The 20447-nt window shown below is 61.3% G+C and carries 17 protein-coding genes; 8 read left to right on the top strand and 9 right to left on the bottom strand.

Annotated elements, in window-relative coordinates:
- Positions 1-127 precede the first annotated feature (127 nt).
- Both gcvP and SIC14_RS01435 read left to right on the top strand, forming a co-directional pair.
- A complete protein-coding gene (gene gcvP, locus SIC14_RS01440) occupies positions 128-2974 on the top strand; it encodes an aminomethyl-transferring glycine dehydrogenase (protein ID WP_412564076.1) in 2847 nt (948 codons plus the stop codon).
- 235 nt (positions 2975-3209) lie between these two features.
- Positions 3210-4718, top strand: a complete 1509-nt coding sequence (locus tag SIC14_RS01435; protein WP_412564075.1) for a Hint domain-containing protein — start codon at positions 3210-3212, stop codon at positions 4716-4718.
- On the opposite strand, the gene SIC14_RS01430 is transcribed toward SIC14_RS01435, so the two are convergent.
- From SIC14_RS01430 to SIC14_RS01420, 3 genes are all read right to left on the bottom strand, one after another.
- The gene (locus tag SIC14_RS01430) at positions 4646-5476 is read right to left on the bottom strand and encodes an inositol monophosphatase family protein (protein WP_412564074.1); all 831 of its coding nucleotides are present in this window, start codon (positions 5474-5476) and stop codon (positions 4646-4648) included. The genes SIC14_RS01435 and SIC14_RS01430 overlap by 73 nt on opposite strands.
- Positions 5477-5549: 73 nt before the next feature.
- Positions 5550-8066: an ABC transporter permease gene (locus SIC14_RS01425; protein WP_412564073.1), complete on the bottom strand. Its 2517-nt coding sequence runs from the start codon at positions 8064-8066 to the stop codon at positions 5550-5552.
- The gene (locus tag SIC14_RS01420; RefSeq protein WP_412564072.1) at positions 8063-8785 is read right to left on the bottom strand and encodes an ABC transporter ATP-binding protein; all 723 of its coding nucleotides are present in this window, start codon (positions 8783-8785) and stop codon (positions 8063-8065) included. Before SIC14_RS01420 ends, SIC14_RS01425 begins: the two co-directional genes overlap by 4 nt.
- Here SIC14_RS01420 and SIC14_RS01415 point away from each other — a divergent pair.
- On the top strand, positions 8784-9464 hold the full coding sequence (locus SIC14_RS01415) for an arylesterase (RefSeq protein ID WP_412564071.1): 681 nt from the start codon (positions 8784-8786) through the stop codon (positions 9462-9464). The two genes, SIC14_RS01420 and SIC14_RS01415, sit on opposite strands and share 2 nt — an antisense overlap.
- Before the next feature lie 85 nt (positions 9465-9549).
- On the opposite strand, the gene SIC14_RS01410 is transcribed toward SIC14_RS01415, so the two are convergent.
- Entirely contained in the window at positions 9550-9756 is a 207-nt protein-coding gene (locus SIC14_RS01410) for a cold-shock protein (RefSeq protein WP_412564070.1), read from the bottom strand.
- Between the two features lie 220 nt (positions 9757-9976).
- On the opposite strand from SIC14_RS01410, the gene trxC reads away from it, so the two are divergent.
- Positions 9977-10480 (top strand): thioredoxin TrxC, encoded by a 504-nt coding sequence (trxC, locus tag SIC14_RS01405; protein WP_412564069.1) that lies wholly within the window; start codon positions 9977-9979, stop codon positions 10478-10480.
- 23 nt (positions 10481-10503) lie between these two features.
- Here the strand turns inward: trxC and SIC14_RS01400 are convergent, their stop codons facing one another.
- Positions 10504-10824: an antibiotic biosynthesis monooxygenase family protein gene (locus SIC14_RS01400; protein ID WP_412564068.1), complete on the bottom strand. Its 321-nt coding sequence runs from the start codon at positions 10822-10824 to the stop codon at positions 10504-10506.
- Between the two features lie 164 nt (positions 10825-10988).
- Here SIC14_RS01400 and SIC14_RS01395 point away from each other — a divergent pair, with 164 nt between their 5' ends.
- On the top strand, positions 10989-11633 hold the full coding sequence (locus tag SIC14_RS01395) for a hypothetical protein (RefSeq protein WP_412564067.1): 645 nt from the start codon (positions 10989-10991) through the stop codon (positions 11631-11633).
- 54 nt (positions 11634-11687) lie between these two features.
- Complete coding sequence (locus SIC14_RS01390; protein WP_412564066.1) at positions 11688-12170, top strand: HugZ family protein; 483 nt, start codon at positions 11688-11690, stop codon at positions 12168-12170.
- A 6-nt stretch (positions 12171-12176) separates the two neighbouring features.
- On the opposite strand, the gene SIC14_RS01385 is transcribed toward SIC14_RS01390, so the two are convergent.
- The 3 genes from SIC14_RS01385 to SIC14_RS01375 all read right to left on the bottom strand — a co-directional run bounded on the left by SIC14_RS01385 (position 12177) and on the right by SIC14_RS01375 (position 16728).
- Positions 12177-14468 (bottom strand): glycosyl hydrolase family 28-related protein, encoded by a 2292-nt coding sequence (locus tag SIC14_RS01385; RefSeq protein ID WP_412564065.1) that lies wholly within the window; start codon positions 14466-14468, stop codon positions 12177-12179.
- A 124-nt stretch (positions 14469-14592) separates the two neighbouring features.
- On the bottom strand, positions 14593-14997 hold the full coding sequence (locus SIC14_RS01380) for a DUF4864 domain-containing protein (protein WP_412564064.1): 405 nt from the start codon (positions 14995-14997) through the stop codon (positions 14593-14595).
- Between the two features lie 87 nt (positions 14998-15084).
- Positions 15085-16728: a lysine--tRNA ligase gene (locus SIC14_RS01375; protein ID WP_412564063.1), complete on the bottom strand. Its 1644-nt coding sequence runs from the start codon at positions 16726-16728 to the stop codon at positions 15085-15087.
- Between the two features lie 213 nt (positions 16729-16941).
- Here SIC14_RS01375 and SIC14_RS01370 point away from each other — a divergent pair, with 213 nt between their 5' ends.
- Together SIC14_RS01370 and SIC14_RS01365 are read left to right on the top strand one after the other, a co-directional pair.
- A complete protein-coding gene (locus SIC14_RS01370) occupies positions 16942-18234 on the top strand; it encodes a hypothetical protein (RefSeq protein WP_412564062.1) in 1293 nt (430 codons plus the stop codon).
- Between the two features lie 131 nt (positions 18235-18365).
- Positions 18366-18791 (top strand): tellurite resistance TerB family protein, encoded by a 426-nt coding sequence (locus tag SIC14_RS01365; RefSeq protein ID WP_412564061.1) that lies wholly within the window; start codon positions 18366-18368, stop codon positions 18789-18791.
- 83 nt (positions 18792-18874) lie between these two features.
- Here the strand turns inward: SIC14_RS01365 and dacB are convergent, their stop codons facing one another.
- A complete protein-coding gene (dacB, locus tag SIC14_RS01360; protein WP_412564060.1) occupies positions 18875-20368 on the bottom strand; it encodes a D-alanyl-D-alanine carboxypeptidase/D-alanyl-D-alanine-endopeptidase in 1494 nt (497 codons plus the stop codon).
- Positions 20369-20447 lie beyond the last annotated feature (79 nt).

Below are 20447 nucleotides of genomic sequence, written 5' to 3'. Positions count from 1 at the left end.
ACCATATGAACCCTCGGGCGTCCCCTGACGCCCCTTGCACTGCGCCCCAGACGGGGAGGGGCGCAGTGCCTCTCGGGCCCAAGCGGCCCCATACAACGACCACAAATCGCGCGATAAGGAGCTTGGGATGCCATTCCAGCCAACCGATTATTTGCCCTACGATTTTGCCAACCGCCGTCACATCGGGCCTTCGCCTGAAGAAATGGCCGAGATGCTGCAAACCGTAGGCGCCGACAGCCTCGAAACCCTCATTAACGACACCGTTCCAGAATTGATCCGTCAGGAACAGCCGCTGGGCTTTGGCAAGGCGCTGTCCGAACGTCAGATGCTGGCCCGGATGAAAGAGGTCGCAGGCAAGAACAAGGTTCTGACCAGCCTGATCGGCATGGGCTACCACGGCACCGTGACCCCGCCCGCCATCCAGCGCAACATCCTGGAAAACCCGGCCTGGTACACCGCCTACACCCCTTATCAGCCTGAGATTTCGCAGGGCCGTCTTGAGGCGCTGCTGAACTACCAGACGATGATTTCCGACCTCACCGGTCTGGAGATCGCCAACGCCTCGCTGCTCGATGAATCCACCGCTGCCGCCGAAGCCATGACCATGGCCGAGCGGGTGTCGAAGTCGAAATCCAAAGCCTTCTTTGTCGATGAAAACTGCCACCCTCAGAACATCGCCGTGATGCAGACCCGCGCCGCGCCGCTGGGCATCGAGGTGATCGTTGGCGCGCCCGAAGATCTGGACGCCACCGCTGTCTTTGGTGCGATCTTCCAGTATCCCGGCACCTATGGCCACGTGCGCGACTTCACCGCTGAAATAGCCGCGCTGCACGAAAACAAAGCTGTGGGCATCGTGATCGCCGACCCGATGGCGCTGGTTCTGCTGAAAGAGCCGGGCGCAATGGGCGCCGACATTGCTGTTGGTTCGACCCAGCGCTTTGGTGTGCCGCTGGGCTACGGTGGCCCGCACGCCGCCTATATGGCCTGTAACGACAAGTTCAAACGTTCGATGCCCGGCCGTCTGGTCGGTGTCTCGATCGATGCCCGTGGCAACCGCGCCTACCGTCTGGCGCTGCAGACCCGCGAACAGCACATCCGCCGCGAAAAAGCGACGTCGAACGTCTGTACCGCTCAGGCCCTGCTGGCGGTGATGGCCTCGATGTATGCCGTGTTCCACGGTCCGGCCGGTCTGAAAGCCATCGCCCAGAAGATCCACCGCAAGACGGTGCGTCTGGTCAAAGGTCTGGAAGAAGCCGGTTTCTCGGTAGAGCCGAAAGACTTCTTTGACACAGTGACCGTCGAAGTTGGCCCGCTGCAAAAGGCCGTGCTGAAATCGGCTGTGGATGAAGGCATCAACCTGCGCCCCGTCGGCGACACCAAGGTTGGCATCACCATTGACGAAGCCGTTGTGCCCGCCACCATCGAAGCGGTCTGGCGCGCCTTTGGCATCGCTCGCAAGGATGACCAACCCGGTGAATGGCGTCTGCCCGACAACGCACTGCGAAACTCGGACATCCTGACCCACCCAATTTTCCACATGAACCGGGCCGAGACCGAGATGATGCGCTACATGCGTCGTCTGGCGGACCGCGATTTGGCGCTGGACCGCGCGATGATCCCGCTGGGGTCCTGCACCATGAAGCTGAACGCGGCAGCAGAGATGATGCCGATCAGCTGGCCGGAACTCTCGGATCTGCACCCGTTTGTGCCGCTGGATCAGGCGGCAGGCTACGGCGAGATGATGTCGGACCTGTCTGACAAACTCTGCGAGATCTGCGGCTACGATGACTTCTCAATGCAGCCGAACTCGGGCGCGCAGGGCGAATACGCCGGTCTGTTGACCATCGCCGCCTACCACCGCGCCAACGATCAGGGTCACCGCAACGTCTGCCTGATCCCGATGTCGGCCCATGGCACCAACCCAGCTTCGGCCCAGATGGTGGGCTGGAAAGTGGTTCCGGTGAAATCGCTGGAAAACGGTGACATTGATCTGGACGATTTCCGCGCCAAGGCGGAACAGCACAGCGAAAACCTTGCAGGCTGCATGATCACCTACCCATCGACCCACGGCGTGTTTGAGGAAACCGTGAAAGACGTCTGCCAGATCACCCATGATCACGGCGGTCAGGTTTATATCGACGGCGCCAACATGAACGCGATGGTCGGCCTCAGCCGTCCGGGCGATCTGGGCGGTGACGTGAGCCACCTGAACCTGCACAAAACCTTTGCCATTCCCCATGGCGGTGGCGGCCCCGGCATGGGTCCGATCGGCGTAAAGGCACATCTGGTGCCGCATCTGCCCGGTCACCCGGAAACCGGTGGCACTGAAGGTCCCGTTTCGGCAGCGCCCTACGGTTCGGCCTCGATCCTGGCGATCTCCTGGGCCTATTGCCTGATGATGGGCGATAGCGGTCTGACGCAGGCAACCCGTGTGGCGATCCTGTCGGCGAACTACATCGCCAAGCGTCTCGAAGGTGCGTTTGAGGTGCTCTACAAAGGGCCCACCGGCCGCGTGGCGCATGAATGCATCGTGGACACCCGTCCCTTTGCCGACAGCGTCAACATCACCGTGGATGACATCGCCAAACGTCTGATCGACAACGGTTTCCACGCCCCCACCATGAGCTGGCCGGTGGCCGGCACCCTGATGGTGGAGCCGACGGAGTCGGAAACCAAAGCCGAGATCGACCGTTTCTGCGACGCCATGCTGTCGATCCGGGCTGAGATTGATGCGGTGGAAAAAGGTGACATTGATGCGGAAAACAACCCGCTGAAACGTGCGCCCCACACCGTTGAGGATCTGGTGGGGGACTGGAACCGCCCCTACAGCCGTGAACAGGGCTGTTACCCGGCCGGTGCCTTCCGCGTGGACAAATACTGGCCGCCGGTCAACCGCGTCGACAACGCCCATGGCGACCGCCATTTGGTCTGCACCTGCCCGCCGATGGACGACTACGCCGAAGCGGCGGAATAAGCCCATCTGCGAAAACATAGAAAGCGCCCCTTTCGCGGGGCGCTTTTTCTTTGTGAACGACCCGTCGCGCCTGCCTCGCAGCGCGGTGCGCCCCTGTCTAATTCCCCTGCCTAATCCCCGTGTCCAATTCCGCCCAATTTGAACCATATTGCTGCCCCCTGTGCAGCGTATCTTAACCTTGAGCAAATAGGCCCAACGGGTCGCATGTCGGCAACGCGAGGCAGGGAACAGCGCAATGGCCATTGGTGAGGCAGGTTCGGTGACAACGAATTCTCCTACGGAGAATGCGCCGATCACTGTGACTTTGGATGAGCCGCTGACCAATCCGGTGTTTGCCTTCACCGCCACGAATAATGGCGGCAACCAGTTCACCATCCGACTGACCGATCAGGTGCTGGACACGGATGGCAACACCACCTCTTTCACCTTCATCATTGAAGAATGGGAATACCACGACGGGGCTCACCCCGCGACCGAGACGATCAACTGGCTCGCGGTAGAGGAAGGCGTGCACACCCTGCCGGACGGTCGGGTGATCGAGGCGGGCACCACCGCCACCTCCTCGGACGGCAGCAGCGCTAGTTTCAGCGGCAGCTTCACCGACCCGCCGGTGGTGCTGACTTCGGTGATGTCGAACAACGACACCACCACCGTGGACAGTGACCCGCTGAACATCTCTGCTGGCGGCTTTGACCTGACCCTGCAGGAAGAAGAGGCACAGGACGGTGTCCATGCCAGCGAAACAGTGGGCTGGATTGCCATTCAGGCCGGTGGCGATGGCAGCGCAGGCACCGCTGCGACCCACGGTGGCGTTGATGAACAGGTCGACACGTTGGGTCTGGGGGCCACTTTCAGCAACGCGGTGATCCTGGGCGAAACCCAGACCATCAACGGCGGCGACACGGCAACCGTGGTGATCGACAGCCAGACCAACTCATCTGTTGAGCTGTTCATTGAGGAAGAGGCCTCGCAGGACAGCGAGCTGAACCATATCAACGAAACCGTGGGGGTGATCGCCTTTGAGGATGGGCTGATCCCCTGTTTTGCTGCCGGCACTTTCATCCGCACTCTGCATGGGGAAGAGCGGGTGGAACATCTGCAACCCGGTCACAGCCTGCCGCTGTGGGATGGCGGCACAGGGCGCGTCAGGTTGATTTTGCAAAGGGCGCTGAGCGCGCAGGATTTGCAGAAGTACCCGCATCTGCGGCCCATTCGCATCTCGGCAGGGGCATTGGGGCAGGGGCTACCGAAACGCGATCTGCTGGTGTCGCCGCAGCACCGCATGTTGGTGGCCTCGCCCATTGCGCGACGCATGTTTGGTGCGGCGGAGGTGCTGATCGCCGCCACCAGGTTGACGGAACTGCCCGGCATCTACGTGGATGAGAGTGTTGAAACAATCACTTACGTCCATGTGGTCATGGCGCGGCATCAGGTGATCTTTGCCGAAGGCTGCCCCAGCGAAAGCCTGTTCACTGGCCCCGAAGCCTTGAAAAGCCTAACAGAGGCGGCCCGCAAAGAGCTGTTCCAGCTGTTTCCGGACCTCGCCATCCGGCGCAGCGATCCCGAACCGGCCCGCCTGATCCCGAAACACAAGCAGCAGAAGCGTCTGATTGCCCGTATGGGCAAAAATGCACGGCCGCCGCTGGACCGGAAGGTGGTGGATCTCAGCGCTCAGCCCTTGAGGAAGGACAGATGCGCGGCGACCACCTCCCATGTGGCTTCATTGGCGGCGCTCAACAGATAACCCTGTTTGATGCTGATGTCGTAGTCGCGCCCATCGATCAGCCGCGCAACGCCGCCCGCCGCTTGGGTCGCGGCCACACCGGCGGCATGATCCCAAGGGTTCAAAATGCCCGAGAGGCAGAAATCCACCGATCCCTGTGCCAGCAACCGATATTCGTGGCAGGAACAGCGCAGCATAAAGGTGCGGTTAAACGCAGGCATCGCGGCCCCCATCTGGGCCTGCACCGATTTCTCCATCAGATAAAAATGCACAAACCCCGTGAGGCTTTCCAACACGCCGCCATCCGAGGTCTGCAACAGGCGTCCGGACTGTGTTGGGCTGGCCATCCGGCTGTCGCGCCCATCGGTCACCACCCAGTCATCCATCACCACATCATAAAGCAGGCCAAATACAGGTTTGCCAAAGGATGTCGCGGCAAGGATCACCCCAAAGGTGGCCAGACCATTGGCAAAGTTCCAAGTCCCATCCACCGGATCGATGATCAGCGCCAGCTCTGCCTCCGCCGCCTGATCGCGCAAAGACGGGTCTTCGGCCGCCGCTTCCTCGCCCAGGATCATGGCTTGTGGAAAGGCGTCACGCAGCGCTGCAGTGATCCGCTTTTCGGCCGCCAGATCCGCCTCGGTCACCAGATCGTCGGGTTTGGATTTGGACCGGATATCGCCCGCCGACAGGTTGCGGAACCGCGGCAGGATCTCGGCCTTGGCGGCTGCGCGGACGGTTTCAATGAGAAAGGATTGCTGGTCCGGGCTCAACTGCATGATGGGCACCCCTTGGCAAGATCACATGGATTTGCGCCAAGGGGTGCCACCGTAAGCTGTCAAAGGCAAGACATCATTCGCGGGCGCGCAGCACCCGCACCGGTTTTGTCCCCAGCGCCGCCCAGGCAAAGCCGAAGCCCGCCAGAAGGGTCGCCAGAACACCACCCAGAACAATCCCAAAGGCCGAGCCCCAGATCACGGTGAAGTCGCTTTCCATCACAAAGGTCATGACCGCCCAGCCGCCAGCGATGCCTGCAAACAGCGCCACCAGCGCCGCACCAGCCCCCAGCAGTGCCGAGCGCAGGGCAAAGCTCAGCAGGATCCGGCCACGGCTGGCGCCCAGGGTTTTCAGCACTGCCGCCTCATAGCTGCGCGCCGGCGCACCAGCAGCGGCCGCGCCGATCAGCACAAGGAAGCCGGTCAGCAACGTGGCCGAGGCGCCCCAGCGCGTCGCATTTGCGATGCCGCCCATCAGCTCGGTCACCCGGTCGATGGCGTCGCGGACACGGATGGCGGTGATATTGGGGTAGGCGTTGGTCAGGTCGCGCAGGATCACCGGTTCTGCCGCTTCGCTGGCGTAAACCGTGGCGATGAAACTATGCGGCGCCCCTGCCAGCGCGGATTCGTTCATGGCCAGCACAAACCCCATGCCCGCGGTCGAGAAATCCACCTCTCGGAATGAGGTAAGGGTGCCCTCGATGTCGCGGCCCAGAATGTTTATGGTCATCCGGTCGCCCAGTTTCAGTCCCATCTCTGCGGCCTCTTCTGCGGCAAAGCTGATCTGCGGCGCACCAGTGTAGCCTTCGCCCCACCATGCGCCCTCGGTGATGCGGGTGGTTTCAGGCTGGGCATCGGCATAGGTCACGCCGCGATCCCCCGTCACCACCCAGTGATCGCCGGCCACCTCGGTTGCGGGGCGGTCGTTGATGGTGGTGATGACGCCGCGCAGCATCGGCGCATGTTCGGTACGGCTGACCTCTGGGTCGGTGGTCAGCCGATCCAGAAACCCGTCGATCTGTTCGCGCTGGATATCAACAAAGAAGAACGAAGGCGCGCGATCCGGCAATTCCTGCGCAATGGCGTTGCGCAGATTGCCGTCAATCTGTCCCACCGCTGCAAGAACCGTCAGGCCCAGACCCAGCGACAGCACCACCGGTGTGGCCTCATCACGGGCGCCACCAATGGCGGCGACGGCCCACCGTAGGGCGGGGCGGCCTCGGGTCAGCGGTGCCAGACGGCGTGCCAGCCAACGCAGTCCAAGCGCGGCAATGGCCAAGAGCACCAGGGACAGGATCACACCCGCCGCGGTCCAAAGCGTCAGCGTCACCGTGCCAGAAAACAGTACCGCCACTCCGACTAGCGCCGCCGTCAGCGCCAGTGTGATCAGCACAAAAGGCAACGGTGGCAGCAGCTTGGCCCCCGCCATCGCGTCGCGGAACAGGGTCGCAGCCCGCACTTCGCCAGTGCGTGCCAGCGGCCAAAGGGTGAAAATAAGCGCGGTCAGCCCGCCGTAAATCGCGGCCTCAATCAATGGCGCAGGGTAGAGGCCAAAATCCGCCGGCACCGGCAGCTGGGTCGAAATCAGCGGCCCAAAGGCCACCGGTACCAGCCCGCCCAGCAACAGACCCAGCACAATGCCAACAACGGACAGCGCCCCGATTTGCAGGAAGTAGACCTGAAACACCGTGCGCCGGTCTGCGCCCAGACTGCGCAGGGTGGCGATCACACCGGTTTTACCCGCCAGATAAGCCCGCACTGCCGAGGACACGCCGACACCGCCGACCGCCAGACCGGACAGGCCAACAAGGATTAGGAACGCGCCCAGACGTTCGACAAATGTGGCAATCCCGGGGGCGCCGTTGCGGGCGTCGCGCCAGCGCATGCCACTGCTGGCAAACTTGTCGGTGGCCTCTTGTTTCACCGGTTCCAAACCAGCACCTTCGGGCAGCAGCAGCCGGTATTTGGACGAAAACAACGTGCCAGAGGCCAGCAGCCCCGATTGCGCCAGATCCCGCCGCGCCACCAGACTGCGTGGGCCCAGGGCAAAACCGTCACCGGCGCTGTCCGGTTCATTCTCCAACGCGGCCATCAGGACAAACTCCTGAGTGCCCAGCCGGAAGGTGCCGCCCGGTTCCAGCGCCATCTGGGCAATCAGTAGCGGATCCAGCACCGCGCCGGGCAGACCATCCTGACCGGCCAGGGCGGTTTCCAGCGGCATGTCAGGCGACAGTCCGACCGACCCCACCAGCGGGTAGAGGTCATCCACCGCCTTCACCTGGGTCAGCGCGCGGGTGTCCCCGCGCACCGCCATCGACCTGAAATCCGCCACCTCAGAGACGGCAACCGCGGCCCCCCCCATCCACGCTTTTTCAGCCTCATCGGCAAAACGGTAGGTGAACTCCATCTCGGCGTCGCCGCCGAGGAGCGCGGCGCCTTCGTTGGCCAGACCGGCCTCAATGCCCGACCGGACCGAGCCGACACCGGCAATCGCCGCAACGCCCAGCGCCAGACAGGCCAAAAATATGCGGAAGCCTTTCAGCCCCCCACGCAATTCGCGCCGCGCCAGCCGCGCCGAAACCGCTATGCTCATGCAACTGCCCCCTGATCCGCGCTCTGCGTGGTTTGGGCGCCGCTGTCCTCGGACTCCACCCGACCGTCGCGCAGCCGCACCACATGGTCACAACGTTCCGCCAGCTCGCGGGCATGGGTGACAAGGATCAAAGTTGCGCCGTGGCGGTCGCGCAGGCCGAACAGCAGGTCAATGATCGCCGCACCATTGGCGCCGTCCAGATTGCCTGTTGGTTCGTCCGCCAGCAGGATCTGGGGCCGCGGGGCAGAGGCCCGCGCCAGCGCCACCCGCTGTTGTTCACCGCCCGACATCTGAGACGGGTAGTGATCCGCCCGCGCTTCCAGTCCGACGGCCTGCAATTCCTCCATCGCGCGGTCAAAGGCATCGCTGTGACCTGCCAGCTCCAGCGGTGTGGCGACATTTTCCAGCGCGGTCATGGTCGGGATCAGGTGGAAAGACTGGAACACAATCCCCATATGCTGGCGACGGAACTTTGCCAGTTGGTCCTCATTCATGGTGGTCAGATCCTGCCCCAGCGCGTTAACGCTGCCGGTGGTGGCCTGTTCCAGCCCGCCCATGAGCATCAGCAGCGAAGACTTGCCGGATCCGGACGGGCCGATCAGGCCAAGGCTCTGCCCGCTCTGGACATCCAGCGAAATGCCGTGAAGGATTTCGATGCGCCCCGCATTGCCATCCAGCGAAAGCGTCACATCTGTAAGGGAAAGAACCGGAGTCACCATGTCTATCAGCCTGTATCTACGAGTGTTTCTGACATATGGGGCCAAGCGCCTGCGGAGCAAGGGGCTGGTGGCACTTCTGGCCCTTGCCGCCATGCCGGTCAGCGCAGAACCGCTCAAACTGGTGGCGTTTGGCGACAGCCTGACCCAGGGCTACGGTCTGGCGCAGGGCGATGGTTTTGTGCCGCAGCTGCAACGCTGGCTGGATGAAGCAGGCCAGGAGGTGCAGGTGACCAACGCTGGCGTTTCGGGCGACACCACGGCAGGAGGGCTGTCACGGGCGGCCTGGACGCTGTCGGAACCTTTTGATGCGATGATTCTCAGCCTTGGCGGCAATGACCTGCTGCGCGGCACCGTGCCCGAAGTGACCCGCGCCAACATCGATGGGATCCTGCGCGAAACGCAGAAGGCGGGGGTGAAGGTGTTGCTGGTCGGGATGCAGGCGCCGGGCAATTACGGGCCGGAATTTGCGGCCGCATTCGATGCCATCTGGCCCGAACTGTCAGCGCAATACGGCACGCTTTACGCGCCATCCTTCTTTGATGGGCTGCCCAGCAGCGATCCAGTGGCGGTGCGTGATCTGTTCCAATCCGATGGCATCCACCCCAATGCCGCAGGTGTCGCTTTGATTGTTGAGGGCCTAGGCCCGCAGGTGGTGGAGCTGTTGAAAGCCGCGAAGTAGGTGTGAACACACAAAAAAACGGGCCCCAAAGGGCCCGCTTTCGTCACTCTGTCAGGTTTGCCAGAAGCAAGCCTAAGCGTCAGCCTTAGGCCAGCGCCAGGTTGACAGCGGCTTCACGACCGTCACGGCCGGGCTCGATGTCGAAGGTTACTTTCTGGTTGTCTGCCAGACCGGTCAGGCCCGAACGCTCAACAGCAGAGATGTGTACGAACACGTCTTTGCCGCCGGATTCGGGTGCGATGAAGCCGTAGCCTTTTTCGGTGTTGAACCATTTCACGGTGCCGTTTGCCATACCGTGGTCTCCTTAGTTTTAGTTACTGCCCGCAGAATGCGGCAGCTTGGCTCGTCGGTAGCAAGATCGAAATACTGAGCCGTAAAATAGGAGCAGAGGTCGAAAGCGTAAACGTCGCGCCTCACATATGGGGCGGTTTATACGGTATGGCAAGCCTGTGTGGGCTTGCCTGCGCAAGAATGTTTCATATATCGCACGCAAGATATGAAGGGGAATGGCCATGTCGGACGTCAAAAAACACCGTTCTGGGGCGCAGGCCTCTGGCGCCGCCGCCGGTAAAACCGCAGGTAAATCAGCGGGTAAGAAACTGACCTGCCTGTCCTGTGGGCAGATTAATCGCGTGCCGGCCAACCGGCTGCGGGCGGGGCCGCAATGTGGAACCTGTGGCACCAAATTATTTGCCAACAAACCGGTGGAAGTGGATTTTGCCACGCTGCAGAAGGCCGCGCGCAACGATGATGTGCCACTGGTGGTGGATTTCTGGGCGCCGTGGTGTGGCCCCTGTCGCCAGATGGCCCCGCAGTTTGCGCAGGCAGGCAACGCCCTCAGCGGTCGGGCGCGGCTGGTGAAAATCAACACCGAAGCGCACCCCAAGGCCTCGCAAAACTACCGTATTCGCGGCATTCCCACCCTTGCCGCCTTCAAAGGCGGGCGGGAAAAAGCGCGGCAGGCAGGCGCGATGCCCTCTGCGGCCATTGTGAAATGGGTCGAAGGCGCGCTCTGAAACCCAGGGCGCAGGCGCAGTCCCTAGTCGAAACTATGGGCAACCTCATACATCACCGGCTCAAAGCTTTTGCACAAATCGGCGATGACCCGGTTGCGTTTGCGCATCTCATCGGTGCGCAGCATGGCCTGAAAATCCTCGCGCCGCTGCCATTGGGAATAGTTGGCAATGCGGGTCTGGGCATCGTTCACATGTAGCCCCGCGGCAATGAAACCGGGTTGTTTGGAAATGAAGGTGTCATAGGCATCCTGCAGGGCTTCCATCAGGTCCTGACAGGTGCCGGGGGTCATTTCAAAGGTGGTGATCACCGTCTGAAAATCGTTTGACTGAGAGATCTTAGGCATTTGCTCCTCCGCGTCTGTCCCCTCAGCCTAGCACCGGGATTGTAAAATCCCCAAGGCTTTTCCCGCTTGGGATAGATTGGACCCTCGGGCTTTGGTCGCCGCATGTGTTAACGCGATCTTAACGGATGTTTACGAAGGTAAAGCCTCCTTGTCCGGTACCCCCCATGCGCTGGCTTCTGCTGTTTCTGCTGTCCTTTTTGCCTGCCCATGCCGCAGCGGGTGCATGGTTGCGGGAAGAGGGCACCGGTTTTGCCGCCAGTTCGGTCTACGCAACAGCCCCCTTCGGGGCCGAGACTAGCTACACCGGTCTCTATCTGGAATATGGTCTGACGCCCAACCTGACCTTTGGCCTCGACATTGGGCGGGGGGTGACCGGGAAAAACAAAACCGTGGGATTTGTGCGTCTGCCGGTGCTCGGGACAGGCAGACACCGCGTTGCCGCTGAACTGGGATTTGGCCAGATCGCGGGGGAACGCACCCTGCGGCCCGGCCTGTCCTACGGACGCGGGTTGGAGACACGATGGGGCGGTGGCTGGTTGGCGGTGGATGCCTATGCGGAATACAGCCTCGACAGCCGTGCGCTGGATCTGAAGGCCGATGCCACCCTTGGGGTGAGCCGCCCTTCTGGCCAGAAGTGGATGCTGCAACTTCAAGCTGGCCAAGCGCGGGAGGAGGCGAGTTTCCTGCGGCTGGTGCCGTCGGTGACCTTTGAGCTGCGCAAGGGCTGGCAGCTGGAACTGGGGCTCAGCAAAGCGTTGACTGGTGCCAGGGAAAACGGCGTCAAGTTTGGCATGTGGTATGATTTCTGACTGATAGTGTCGGGTATTCTTGCCATTGCTGGCCAGAGATCCTAAACCTTTGATATGCCCGAGTTGATCCAACCCACCGATGATGACGCCCGCGCTTTGGCGCGTGGCCTGATTGACACCGCCCGTTTTGGCGCGCTGGCCGTGCATGAGGCGGGGACCGGCCTGCCGATGGTGACACGTGTGGCCGTTGGCACCACCCCCGAAGGCCAGCCCGTGACGCTGGTGTCTGGCCTGTCGCATCACACCAAAGCGCTGGAGTTGGACACCGCCTGTTCGCTGCTCATCGGGGAGCCGGGTGACAAGGGCGATCCGCTGACCCATCCCCGCCTGACCCTGATGGCAAAGGCCCGTTTCCTGCGCCACGGCGATACGGACCGCGACGCGCTGGCCGCGCATTATCTGCAAAGCCATCCGAAATCGAAGCTCTACATTGATTTCCCGGATTTCTGTTTTGTAAAGTTTGAGGTGGACAAAGCCTACCTGAACGGCGGCTTTGCCCGCGCCTTTGTGTTGGGGCCTCAGGATCTGGGGCTCTGAGCCGCCTCAGTCATTGTCCATCCGCACCAACACGGTGACATTGCCCTCGGTGTTTTCCGAGAACCGCAGGGTCACCCGATCCCGATTGCTGCCCTGCTCGGTCGAGACATAGGGGAAATCGTAATTGGTGACATTGGCGGCATTGGCGATCTTGCCGCGCGTCACCACGCTGGTCACATTCTGCGCATAGCCGCCAAAGGGCAGCGGCCCGTCACAATTCACCGTCCAGACATTGGCCAGTGTGTTCTGATCATGATTGATCACCGCAGGGTTGGCGATGCCCTGCTGGATGGCGTTGAAACTGTTGCCTTCCACCCGAATGTTGCGCATCCGCGTGTAGTCGAGATCGGCAAAGGTGGTGTCCACCATCTCCACCCGATCCAACGTGGTGCGGATGGCGCGGAACATGTTGCCACTGATGTTCAGTCCGTTGATGAAATGGCCCGTGCCATGCGGCTTGACCACAAAGAACCGGAACCACGGGGCCGAATCGATGGACTGGAACACGTTGTTGGCGATGTTCAGTGCGCTGAAGGAGTATTCCGAACTGAATTCGGGGGCCTGATCGTGTTCGTTGGTCCATTCGACAGAACAGTTGTCGATGTAGTTGCCATTGATCGTGGCGCGGTTGTGCGAGGACGTCAGGATCAGACCAGCGGTGCGCACGCCTTCGGTTTCGTCATCGCCCTGGAACCAGTGATTGCCCGAGATGATCGAAGAGGTGCCGCCAAGCACCGCAAAATGGCGGAACTGGGTGATCCGGTTGTTACGGATCTTCACGTCATTGGCGTTGGCGTTCATCGCCACGGTGGTGCGTTCCTGCACCCGCATGCCGGTCTCATTGGACAGGAACTGGCAGCGGTCGATCAACATGCCCTGACAACCGGTCCCGATGGAGCTGAGGCCGCGGTCCTTGGGGGAGGTAAAGAAACAGTCCTTCAGGTGGAAGATCAACCCGTCCGGGGCCATCAGGATGCCGCTGGAACGGCCGTTGCACAGGAACTCGATATCCGACATCGAGAACTTGGACAGTTTGTCGAAGCCACTGAAATCAAGGATGTATTTGAAGCGGGTGAAGGTGAAGTTCTGCCGCCCCGCCGCATCAAACAGCGGCGCGGAGAGGGTCAGTTGCCCGGCGCCGACATTGCGCGCTTTGACATAGACCTCGCGGCCCACGCCGCTGGCGGTGATCAGCGATCCGACGGGGATGTTGGCGACGTTATCGACACCGGTCAGATGCCAGGGATCGGCGGGGTTGTAGCTGGCGGGGGAGCTAAAGACCTCGGTGTCCCAAGCGCTGGAATTGTTCACATAGAACTGGCCGTTGCGGATGTGGCGACGCTGGGCAAAGCTGGTGCGATTGGGCACGGCCGCTTGCAGGTCGATCGGTTCATTGATGGTGATCCGCCGCCCACCCAGATCCAGCCCCTCATGGTCAGAGTTGTTCAGCAGCGACTGGAACGCTTTGCGGAAGGCCAGTTCCTCATTGCCGTTGAAGGCGTTGATATAGGTCGGCAGGTCAAAGCTCTTGGTGAGCGAGAGGATGGCATCGGCGGGCATCTCCAGATGGCCTTCGAACTGCACCGGGTTTTCCAAAGTCACCGAGCTCGCCAGCCGGTAGGTGCCCGCAGACACCAGCACGAGGCGTCCGTTGGCGGCATTGTCTGCGGCCTCAAAAGCGGCGCTGTCATCGGTGCTGCCATCGCCCACAGCACCAAAATCGCGGACATCAACCCAATTCATCATATCGCGGTGGAACGCTTGGGTGATGTCTTCGATCACCAGATCGTCGATCCGCACCACACCACCGTTGCTACCCGTCAGGTCCAGACCGAAGTGGCCGTAAATCGCCGTTGTACCCCAGGGCATGTCAACGCCCGCGCGGGCGCCAGAGCCGACGATGGCGCTGACCTCAACCACTTGCCCGTATTGGTCCAGCACCGTGCTGGGGCCGGTTTCGACCACCCCGCCGACATGACCGTCCGAGGCATTGCCTGCCCAGGCGGCGATGCGCACGGCGGGCAGGTTGCCGGAGATGGCCTTCACCCGCGCGGTGATGCGCAGGTAGCAGCCCGGTTGCAGTGGCGTCTGACCCATATAGCGCAGCCGCTGGGTGCTTTCGGTTTTCAGCAGCTCCAGACAGCCGGCAAAGTCGGCATCCGCCGGCACATAGGCCGCATTTGCCGCCCCCTCATAGGTGTCCGATCCCGGCGTGCCGTCGCCGCTGGACCATTGGTCCAGCCCATACGCAAATGCGGTGGGCATGAAGGTGATGCCGTCGGTGATTGCCTTATTCATCGGAGTTCCCTTTCTGCTGAGCACCCACGACAAAACGCGGGCCCTTGTTGAGGCTCAGACCTAAAGAGAAAGGGTTAACGGCGCCCTAGACCACCGTGACGGTGCCGGGCGCGGTCAGGGGGCGTTAAACGCCTGTATCCACTGGCGGACGCAGGAACACGCCATCGATCCGCCAGCCGGTTTCGGTTTCGACCATCAGGTAGTCCAGCACATGGGTTGCGCCGGATTTATCCCTGACTTCAATGCGTTGCACGGCGCGTCCGTCGCTTTCTTCCTGATCAAGGAAGTTCAGCGCGATGGGCCGCCAGACCATCGGATAGCCCCGTTGCACCATTGTGCCGAAGTTTTCCGCCGTGCCAAAGAGGCGGCGGATATTGGGGCTGGCAAAGGTAAAGGCTTTGGCGAAATCATCGCTTTGGAAGGCGGCGATCTGGTCACGGATCACCTGCCGCACGTCGGCGTTTTCTGCCGTAGCTGGCAGGGGGGACAGTAGGGACAGGCTTAGGATCAGGGCTGGGACAAAACGCATGGCGGGCCTCCTCTGTGCCAAAGGTAGGCCCGCCCGCAATCACGTCAAATCACATGCCCCGGAGGGCATCGTGTGGCATTGTGTGGATCAGGACAGTTCGCCCTTGAGACCTTGATCGATCAGGGCCACGGTTTCCGTTGCTCCATAAAGGGCTGCAAAAGAACCAAATCGCGGGCCCTGGGATTGACCCAGCAGCACCTCATACAGCGCCTTGAACCAGTCCCGCAGGTTTTCAAAGCCGTGGTTCTTGCCCACCGCAAAGACCACTGACTGCAGGAAATCCCCATCGGTGAAATCTGCCGCGGGCAGCGGATCTTCGTTGCCCATCATGGCGTTTTTCTTGGCGATCTGTTCCAGCGCAACCTCGGCTGAGGCAAAGGCCGCTTTCAGATCTTCCAATGCGGCCCGTTCCTGATCGGTGGGGGCGCGGAACACTTTTTCCGGCTTCACGAAGTCGTTGTAGTAGCGCACCGCATAGCCCGCCGCCGCATCCAGCTGCGGATTGGCTTCGGGGGAGGCGTCGGGCGCATAGCGCTGGATGAAGCCCCAGAGCTGCGCCTTGTCATCCGCACCGGCGACCGAGGCAAGATTGAGCAGCATCGAGAAGGGCACCACCATATCCGACGCAGGCACGTCACCGGAATGGATGTGCCAGACCGGGTTGTTCAGCTGGGCTTTCACATCCTGGCCAGGATAGGCGCGCAGCTGCTGATGATATTCGTCCATCGCCTTGGGGATCACGTCAAAATGCATCCTCTTGGCGGTCTTGGGCTTTTGATACATGAAATAGGCCAGGCTCTCGGTCGGGGCGTAGGTCAGCCACTCGTCAATCGAGATGCCGTTGCCCGAGGTTTTCGAGATCTTCTGCCCGTTGGCATCCAGGAACAGCTCATAGGTGAAGTGTTCCGGCGCGCGCTGGCCCAGCACCCGGCAGATGCCGTCATAGATCGGCGTGTTGGTCGAGTGGTCCTTGCCATACATTTCAAAGTCCACACCCAGCGCGGCCCAGCGGGCGCCGAAATCGGGCTTCCACTGCAGCTTCACGTTGCCTCCTGTGACCGGCACGGTCCATTCTTTGCCGTCCTCATCATCAAAGGTGATGGTGTAGGTCTCAGCACAGACCTTTTTCATCGGCACGTAGAGAACACGGCCGGCTTCCGGGTGGATCGGCAGGAAGATCGAATAGGTCTGACGGCGCTCTTCGCGCAGGGATTTCAGCATGATGGCCATGACGTCATCATATTTGTCGACAGCGCGTTTCAGCACCTCGTCGAACTGGCCGGATTCGTAGAATTCCTTGGCCGAGTAGAAGTCATACTCAAAGCCAAAGGTGTCGAGGAACCGGCGCAGCATGGCGTTGTTGTGATGGCCAAAGCTTTCGTGGGTGCCAAAGGGATCCGGCACCGAGGTCAGCGGTTTTTGCAGATGCTCATGCAGGCTCTCGGCGTTGGGGACGTTGCCCGGCACTTTGCGCATGCCGTCCAGATCGTCGGAGAAACAGATCAGCTTGGTCGGGATGTCGCTGATCACCTCAAACGCGCGTTTGATCATGGTGGTGCGGGCGACTTCGCCAAAGGTGCCGATGTGGGGCAGGCCGGAGGGGCCATAGCCGGTTTCAAACAGCACATAGCCCTTTTCAGGTTTACCCTTTGCATAACGCTTCACCAGCTTCCGGGCTTCCTCGAAGGGCCAGGCTTTGGATTTCAATGCGGCGTCACGCAGGTCAGACATGTGCTGTCTCCATCAGATAAGGGTCCGCCCGCGCCCCATGCGCGGCAGACCGCCGCTTCCTATTGTGCGTGACCGTGCCAGTCAACAGAAGGCAGCGGCTTTTGCGCTGCGTTGCAACATTGTGGCAGGGTTTGCGGGTGACGCTACGGCGAAAGTTCTATTGAGATCACAGTACGACCCCGTAAACTGTGGGGATTAAACCAAGGACTATTCATGCCCCTCGACCGTACACAATGGCCGCAATCCCTGCTGAGCGAAGCCACCCAATCCGCCTGGGCTGTTACCAAAGTCTACCCCGGCTCACACGCCGCCGAACTGGGGCTGCAGGAGGGCTGGCAGCTGATGCATATCAACGGCACCGCCCCCACAGGGGAAAGCGTGCAGCGCGCCCGTCTTGAAGGGGCCGCCTCTTTGGTGTTTCACACCGGAGAAGGCTGCGAGATGGCGGAGCTGCGCGGCGGTCTGTGGCCCAATGGGGTGAAACTGTCTCCGGGGATCAATGCGGCGCTGAAAACCGCTGTGCGCACGGGGCAGGTGGATCCTATGGTGCTGCATCGGATCTGGTCCGAAGAAGTCTGGCAAAGCTTTGCCGCATTGGTGCCGGATTTCGAAATGGCGCTTTTGCCAATTGCCTCCCGACTGACCGCGCCCTTCACCTCCAAGGCCAAGAAACACGCAAAGCGGCTGCAGGCCAGAGAATACACCTATCAACAACTTCTGGCGCTGGCCTATCTGGCGGCGGACCGCAAGGATGAGGCCCGCGAGATGCTGCAGGCTGCGGCCAAGAGCTACGAGGCGGATGGCAAGCCGCCGATGCCCAGTGCCTATTTCGCACTGAATCTGTTTGTGGAATGTCTGCTGCATTATCATGGCGGGGACGTGCCCAAGGCCAAGGAACTGGCCCAGTTCGCAGTGCAGAACTGCGCCGAGCTGCCAGCGATCTGTGATCTCTATTCGGCGGTGTGCCGCGAACGGGCGGTGATCGCCTGGGGGCCGACATTGCAGAAACCTTTCCCGATCCGCTACCGGCTGCCGCGCCGGGATGTGCATGGGTTTTTCGATGCGCCGGGACAGATGTGTGATCTGGACCAAGCGCTGTCGCAGATGAAACCGGGGCAGTTGCTGCTGGTCTATGCTTTGGGGCCATACCGGATGAACGGCCCGTTTTTGGCGGAACTGGTCGGGCTGCGCAGCCTTTATGCCCGGTTCCCCGAACGCATTGGCGGGGTGCATGTGATTTCCGAGCGGCCTGACGCCAGCGCTCATTGGCAACATGCGTCGCAACTGGAGGAGGCCATTGCCGACACGGACATGCCCTATCTGGTGGCGCAGGATCTGGATGGCAGTCTGCAAGAGACGTTGCAATTTGATTCCTGCCCCAGCCTTTATGTGCTGAACCACGAAGGCATTGTGCTGGCCAATGGTGGGATGGCCGAAGAACTGGCCTTCTGGCAGGCGCTGCAACGCGGCGCGGATCCGGAATTTCTTGCCGCAGTGCCAAATTGATGCAGGGTCAAGCTGTGGCTTCGGGTTGTTTGAGGCCGGTTTTGAGCTTATCTTTCAGCCTATTGATTTATTGACCCCTCCGAGGCGCCTCCCCAGTGCCTCCCACTCGACTTGTGACAAAGGAAGCCCCCGTGTCCGAACAGATCCCCCATCCCCTCAGCCCGCAGGATTGCCTTGTGGCTCTGATGATCGCCATCTCCGCGGCCGACGCCAATATGCGCACCGCCGAGCTGGTGAAGATCCAGAACACCGTGAACCACCTGCCGGTATTTGCCAGCTATGACATTGACCGCGTGGGCGATATCAGCCGCATCGTGTTTGATCTGTTCTCGGAAGAAGAGGGGATTGAGGCGCTGTTTGGTCTGATCCGGGAAAACCTGCCGGAGCACCTGTTTGAAACCGCTTACGCACTGGCCTGTGATGTGGCAGCGGCAGATGGTCATATCTACGAACAGGAACTGCGTCTGCTGGAAGAGATGCGCCATGAGCTGAACATCGACCGGCTGCACGCCGCGGCGATCGAACGGGGATCGCGGGCGCGCCATCTCTCGGCCTGATGGTTGGCTTTGAAACGGTTCAAACGGCGCGGGTTTCCGCGCTGTTTTGCTTTTGGCCTTAACTGGAGGCTTTCAACGGGGCGCTAGCCCGCGCCGTATAGCTGCCCCCAGCGTTCCAGCAGGCTTTGCTGCAGTGCTTTGGAACGTTTGTTCCAGCTGCGCCCCCCTTCCGGGCGTTCACGTTGGTCTTTGCTGAGGGCGCTGCGTTTCTTGTTGTCGGCGGTGAAAATGGCAAAGGCCATCACCCGTCCGTCCGGTGTGGTTACATAGCCCGCCAGCGAGGAGGCGAAGTTCAAAGTGCCGGTTTTGGCCAGCACCTTCAGCGGGTGGCGGCTGTTGGGTTTGCCTTTGGCATCGCGCAGGGTGATCGGTTTCAGGATGGCAGGCAGCTGCTCGCGCGCCAATCGCGTGGAAAGCGCCGCCACCATATCCTGCGCTGACAGAAGCGAGGCATCGCCCAGCCCCGAGTGATCGACAAACTTGCCCTGCTGCATCCCCAGCCGCCGTTTGGCCCAGCGTGTCATCTGCTGTGCCGAGGCCCGGAGCGTCGAGAGTTTGCCCGTGCTGACCCCTGTGGCCGCCAGACCGACCATCTCGGCGGTGAGGTTGGTGGAGTATTTCAACATGTCCCGCAGGATGTCGCGCAAGAGCGCGCTTTGATAGGTTGCCACCGTGGTCCCGGCAGGCAGCGATTTGGCAACTTTTTCTTTTGGCAAAACAATGCCATGTGCGCGGGCCAGGGTGCGGAACACTTCACCGGCATAGAGGTCAGGCCGTCGCACTGGCAACCAACGTGCTCCACCTTTGCCCAGCGCGCCACTGGCCACGGTCCAGTGATCAGTGCTGCCCTTTTGCTGGTAGGTGTAAACCGGCATCTGACGTTTGATCACGGCCATCTTCGCGATCGAGACTTCGGGGCGGTAATTGGCCGAACGGGCATCCATCGTCACCCCCCAGCCGCTGCCAGCTCGCTTCCATTCGAAATGCACCCGGTTGAAGTTCAGCGACAAGCCGGAAATCGCGGGGTTATAGCCAACATGATCGGGCTGCGCCTTGTCGATCTGGCGGGCATAAGGCAGGGCGCCGGCGTAGACCCGGAACCGCCCACGCACTTCGCGCAGACCTGCGGCTTTCAGCGTTTTGGCCAAGGCGGCCAACCCTTCGGTGTTCAAGGTCGGATCACCGCCACCGGCCAAAATCAGGTCCCCCTGAAGCACCCCGTTTTGGATCGGGGCAGTGGCAATGATGCGGGTGCGGAACCGGTGGTTCGGCCCAAGCGTGTCCAGCGCATAAAGCGCGGTCACCGCTTTCGTCACCGAGGCGGGCGGTAGGGTGGCGTTGCTGGCGCGGCCTTCCAGCAATTGGCCTGAGCCAATCTCGGCCACCGCACAGCTGACAGAGCCGCCCAGTTTGGCCCGTTTCAGCAGTGCCTCAATCGGTTCGGCGCTGGGCAGGCGGGGGGTGCCGGGACGCGCCTGCGGGCGCAGCGATTTCTTTACGGGGCGTGCCGCAAGCGGACTGGCGGAAAAGGCGGCCAGTGTTGTGAGAAAAAAACGTCTGGAAAATGAATGAACCATAGCGGTCAGTCTACCCCCGATGGGGGCAAGCTCTCAAGCGCGTAAATCACGGGGATTATGAAATCTTCGCGACCCTGCG

It is taken from the genome of Thalassobius sp. MITS945101 (genome assembly GCF_047123305.1).
In the GTDB taxonomy this organism is placed as follows: Bacteria; Pseudomonadota; Alphaproteobacteria; order Rhodobacterales; family Rhodobacteraceae; genus Thalassobius.
This window is presented reverse-complemented; position numbering and strand designations above follow the sequence as displayed.